This is a genomic window from Rhizobium sp. P2_G2 (assembly GCF_056403555.1).
On sequence record NZ_JBFUFF010000207.1, the window covers coordinates 1 to 4,949 of the forward strand.

Below are 4,949 nucleotides of genomic sequence, written 5' to 3' on the forward strand. Positions count from 1 at the left end.
GGGTGCCGCGGGTGCCGCCGCGCAGGCGATGGGTGTGGAGACGATCGGAATACGGCCGGAACATCTGGATGTCGGCGACACCGGGAAATGGAGCGCCGCCGTGAGAGTTGTGGAGAAACTTGGCAACGAAGCAATTGCTTACCTGGATTCGGAAGTCGGCAATTTGACCCTGCGATTGGCCGGGACACCCGCACTGAAGCCTGGCGACCAGTTGAGGATGTCGCCCAGGGACGGCCACGTGCATTACTTCGACCAGCACGGTCGAAGGACGGTCGGACTCGCCTCCTAGTCCGGCGTCACGGGTGGCCCCGTTACGATGACGGGGCCACCTGAGCCATTTGTTTGATGAGATTCGGATTCTATGTTGCTTGAGGACGTATCGCTAAAATTGACGCTGACTGTTGAACGCCACTGAGAACTGACCAGTTTCATGCAAAGTGTTTTCCACCTCGATTGAACGATGAAGGATTATTGTCCAATGAAGACCCGCCCCGTCGGCAAGACCGACCTTGAAATCACCGAGATCAGCTTCGGCACCGCGCCGCTCGGCAATCTCTATCACCCGGTCACCGAAGAAGCCGCGCAGGACGTGCTTGCCGCCGCCTGGGATGCCGGCATCCGCTTCTTCGATACCGCGCCGCATTACGGCGGCGGCCTGGCCGAAGAGCGTCTTGGCCGCCTCTTGCAGACGAAGACGCGTGACGATTATGTCATCTCCACCAAGGTCGGGCGCATCCTGCACCGGGTACCGAAGCAAGAGGCAGAGGATCATGCCTTTGTCGACGCCCATCCGATCAGGCTCGAATATGACTATTCCGGCGACGGCATCATGCGCAGCCTCGAGGCCAGCCACAAGCGCATGGGGCTCGACCGGTTCGACATTCTCTTTGTGCATGACATTGGCGAACTGATCCATGGCAAGGAAAGGAACGCTGCCCATATCAAGGCATTCCGCGACAGCGGCATCCAGCGCCTCAACGACCTGCGCGACCAAGGCGTGATCAAGGCCTGGGGGCTTGGGGTCAACGAGGTCGAGGTGCTGCTCGAAGTGATGGGCTATACCCATCTCGACTGTATCCTGATGGCCGGCCGCTATTCGCTGCTCGACCGCTCGGCCGAACGCGAACTCCTGCCGCTCTGCCGGGAGCGCGGCACCTCCTTCATCATCGGCGGCGTGTTCAATTCGGGCATTCTCGCCACCGGCCCGGTGCCGGGCGCGACCTTCAACTATTCCGAGGCCAATGAGGACGTGCGGGGCCGCGTCACGGCCATGCAGGACGTGGCCACCAGGGCCGGCACCGGTCTTGCCACCGCGGCGCTGCAGTTTCCGTTCCTGGTACCTGTCGTGGCCTCGGTGCTGCTCGGCACCACCAAGTCGTCGAGCCTTCAACGCAACCTCGATTCCTTCAAAACCCCGCTCGATCCGGCCATCTTTGCCGGCTTGGAGCCCTATGTGATCCGATAAGGGGAGGACCGGCGCTCAGCGCCGATCGATCCTGTCGATGAAGCGCGTGGACTGAGCGGGGTAGGAGGCCGTCCACTTTCAAATAGGTTTCATTGTCGATGAGCGCCCGCGACTTCGCGGACTCCAGCACCGGGTAGATCTTCGCGAACATGGGCACCTCCTTATCATTGCTTCGTCCCGATCGACCCGAATTGGATCAGCGGCTCAGTTTCTGGATAATCTTTGGATGCTCTATCGACAGAAGGTCCACGAGACCGTCGTGGTGCTGATCGTGCAATTATTGCAATACGCAATATGCAGTCGCCGACCAAGTGGAGGCTTGGGAGTTCTCACAACTTGGCCGGCGACAGAGGGTGCTCAGACGCACCGGATCATGACATGTCGGACTGAAGTGTAATCTTCCAAGGCATAGACGGACATGTCCTTGCCGTAGCCGGATTGCTTAACACCCCCATGAGGCATTTCTGTCGTCAGCATGAAATGGGTGTTGATCCAGGTGCAGCCATACCGCAGCCGGGTGATGTCAGGTTAACTTCAGGTGAAAGATTTGCGGCTATTTCGCCGCCATGAGCCATAGTCCTGTCAGCTACAAGCGCCATCGTTACCCGGCTTCAGTGATCGCGCAAGCGGTCTGGCTGTATTTCCGCTTTCCCCTGAGCCTGCGTCATGTCGAAGAGATGCTTCTGCAGCGCGGCGTCATCATTTCCTATGAGACCATCCGCTGTTGGGCGAAGAAGTTCGGACCAGATTATGCCTGGCGCCTGCGTCGGAAAGCGCCTAGCCCCAGCGACGTATGGCATCTGGACGAGGTTGTGGTGACGATCGGCGGTCGCAAGCACTGGCTCTGGCGCGCTGTTGACCAGGACGGCTACGTTCTCGACGAAATCGTCCAGGCGCGCCGCAACACCAAGGCTGCCAAGCGCCTGCTGATCCGGCTGATGAAGCAGCAGGGTGGTCTTCCAAAGCGTATCGTCACGGACAAGCTCCGCTCTTATGGCGCAGCACGGCGCCAGATAATGCCGACGGTCGAACATCGATCGCACAAGGGATTGAACAACCGCGCCGAAAACTCGCACCTGCCGCTGCGAAAACGGGAGCGCGTGATGCAACGGTTCCGCTCTCCGGGTGCGTTGCAACGTTTCGTCAGCGTCTTTTCCGCGTTCCGAAATCTCTTCGTCCCCGCACGCGCCAAACGCTCAGCATTCGACGTCCACCTGCATCGCCTCAGGGCGATCGCACATTGGAGGAGCGTGGCCGGAATAGCAGCATGATCACTCCGAGCCTGCCGAYTGCGAACGCGTCCCAGTTAACCTGACATCACCGCCTATCGGAAATATCCCGCCAGCCGAAGCCGAGGCACGATACTACGCCATGCTGGTGTGGGCAGTCCTGCGGGTACGGGTCTCGGAACAGGGAAAATGGGACGCCGACGGAAAAACAGCGATTTAGCAGGCAATATCAGCGGCTTGACGCCTTGGCGTTGCTGCCCGCCGGACACCAAGTGCCGACATAACAGGGAATTCGATTGCCGAATTGCGGGATGAGATTGTCTTTTCGCGGGATCGAATTGTTGTTTGCCGTGACAGCAATGCTGGTTGGCGAGGTAGGCTTGCGGTCCGCTGAAAGCACATTGCCGTGTTGCGGTTCAGCATTGTCGCTTGACGGAAGCGCATTGCACTCTTGCGAGACGACATTGTCGAATTGTGAGATCGGTTCGGGTTTGGGAATACTGAGCATCCGGCCGGAACTGAGCCTGCGCTCGCGGCCACCGGACGATACTTCCGCCCCGGCTATCGCCAGTCTGAGAAGAGTAGGCGGGCCACCGGCTACCCGCCCTGCGCCGCAGACTTCGGATGGCCGCCGGCGGCCCCGTCTGCAACTGCGTGACCATCAAGGGGGTACGCCACCTTCCCCGTAAGAGTGTCACTGCTGCCACGGCAGGATCACCCAACCGGACGTGCGATTTCCCGGTTGTCATGATGGTGTCCCATCGACAGCTCCGACCTTCACCTGCCGCAGCACACCGCGACAACCGAGACCGGGACAGTCAATGGCGGCTATCAAGGGGGTACGCCACTCTCCCCGTAACGGCAGCCTGCGAAATGACAGGGCGCCCAACTGGACCGGCGATTTCCCAGTTGTCATGATGGCCGGGTCAGGTGTTAGCCAGTGTCGCCGGCGAGTTCGACTCTCATTGCGATATGGGACTTATGAATTCTATTTATGAGGGCATTGAGGGTCGCTTGTCAGAGGATTTTTGTCCCTAAAATTATCCACAGGTTTTATTTTTGCGGCCCTCTGACTGTGTTTTCTATTTAGAATTGTGGAGATCCTTAAAAGGGGTTTTGAAGTGGCTTTGAAGGGGTCTTAAAGCCCCTTTGAAGTCCGGGCGAATTTCGGTCATTTTTTGCGTCGCAGGGTGCGAGTGGCGTTTTGGGTGGGTTGATTGGCGCGCCAATGTTGCCATCATGTTCTCGATTGTTTGATTTGCCGTGAGGATCGACTTCATGAACATGCACTTTCCATCCATCGAAATGCTGCCACTGGCCGCACTCCGTCCCTATTCCGGCAATGCCCGAACCCATTCCCGAAAACAGGTCAGCCAGATCGCCGACAGCATAAGGCGTTTTGGCTTCACCAATCCCGTGCTGATCAGCGACGATGGCGAGATCATCGCCGGTCATGGCCGGGTCATGGCGGCCAAGGACCTTGGTATCAATGAAGTGCCGGCCGTCAGGCTTTCGCATTTGTCACCCGAAGAGCGCCGTGCCTATGTGCTGGCCGACAATAAGCTGGCGATCAATGCCGGTTGGGATACAGAAGTCCTGGCCATTGAGTTGCAAGCGCTGATCGATCTCGACTTCGATGTGTCGCTGACTGGCTTCTCGCTCGCCGAGATCGATTTTACGCTCGATCATGCCCGCGATGCTTCGCCGACGAGCGGCGACGAAGCTGCTGATCGTATTCCACTGCAGTCGGATGGACCGGCGGTGACACGCTCTGGCGATCTCTGGCATTCGGGCGGCATCGGGTGCTCTGTGGTGATGCACGCTCGGCCGCGGATGTCGAGCGCCTTACCGAAGGCAAGCCGGTCGATCTGATCTTCACCGACCCACCCTACAATGTGCCGATCGACGGAAATGTCGGCGGACTGGGTTCGATCAAGCACCGCGAATTCGCCTTCGCATCAGGCGAGATGAGCAGCGAAGTATTCACTCAGTTCTCACCGCCACGCTCGGCAATGCTGTTGAGTGCCACTGAGAACTGACCCAGTTTGACGTAATATTTCCACTGAGAATTGACCCATGTTTGAACCTTGCCCTGCGTGTTTTCAGCGAGGGCTACGGAGTGATCGACATGGCGTTATTGAGCGTGATCCGACGCTGGCATTTTCGAGAGCATTTATCGATCCGGGAGATTGGCCGCAGGACCGGCCTGTCCCGGAACACCATCCGCAAATATCTGCGTGTTGACGGCGGGGAGC

General features: G+C 58.6%; 5 protein-coding genes and 1 pseudogene. 4 read left to right on the forward strand and 2 right to left on the reverse strand.

The genetic code is table 11. From position 1 onward, the window contains the following. Together AC1D06_RS41770 and AC1D06_RS41775 are read left to right on the forward strand one after the other, a co-directional pair. On the forward strand, positions 1 to 289 hold a 289-nt coding region (locus tag AC1D06_RS41770; RefSeq protein WP_477991370.1), incomplete at its 5' end, for a TOBE domain-containing protein. A 189-nt stretch (positions 290 to 478) separates the two neighbouring features. Further along, positions 479 to 1,465, forward strand: coding sequence for an aldo/keto reductase (locus AC1D06_RS41775; RefSeq protein WP_477991372.1), 987 nt, complete (start codon positions 479 to 481; stop codon positions 1,463 to 1,465). 357 nt (positions 1,466 to 1,822) lie between these two features. Here AC1D06_RS41775 and AC1D06_RS41780 read toward each other — a convergent pair. Next, positions 1,823 to 1,981 (reverse strand): annotated as a pseudogene (locus AC1D06_RS41780) (aldehyde dehydrogenase family protein); the annotation flags it as partial. A 50-nt stretch (positions 1,982 to 2,031) separates the two neighbouring features. Here AC1D06_RS41780 and AC1D06_RS41785 point away from each other — a divergent pair. Continuing rightward, entirely contained in the window at positions 2,032 to 2,736 is a 705-nt protein-coding gene (locus AC1D06_RS41785; protein WP_477991373.1) for an IS6 family transposase, read from the forward strand. Positions 2,737 to 3,776: 1,040 nt separating this feature from the next. On the opposite strand, the gene AC1D06_RS41790 is transcribed toward AC1D06_RS41785, so the two are convergent. Beyond that, entirely contained in the window at positions 3,777 to 3,974 is a 198-nt protein-coding gene (locus tag AC1D06_RS41790; protein WP_477991375.1) for a hypothetical protein, read from the reverse strand. On the opposite strand from AC1D06_RS41790, the gene AC1D06_RS41795 reads away from it, so the two are divergent. Further along, positions 3,973 to 4,566: a ParB/Srx family N-terminal domain-containing protein gene (locus AC1D06_RS41795; protein ID WP_477991377.1), complete on the forward strand. Its 594-nt coding sequence runs from the start codon at positions 3,973 to 3,975 to the stop codon at positions 4,564 to 4,566. The genes AC1D06_RS41790 and AC1D06_RS41795 overlap by 2 nt on opposite strands. Positions 4,567 to 4,949: the final 383 nt, after the last annotated feature.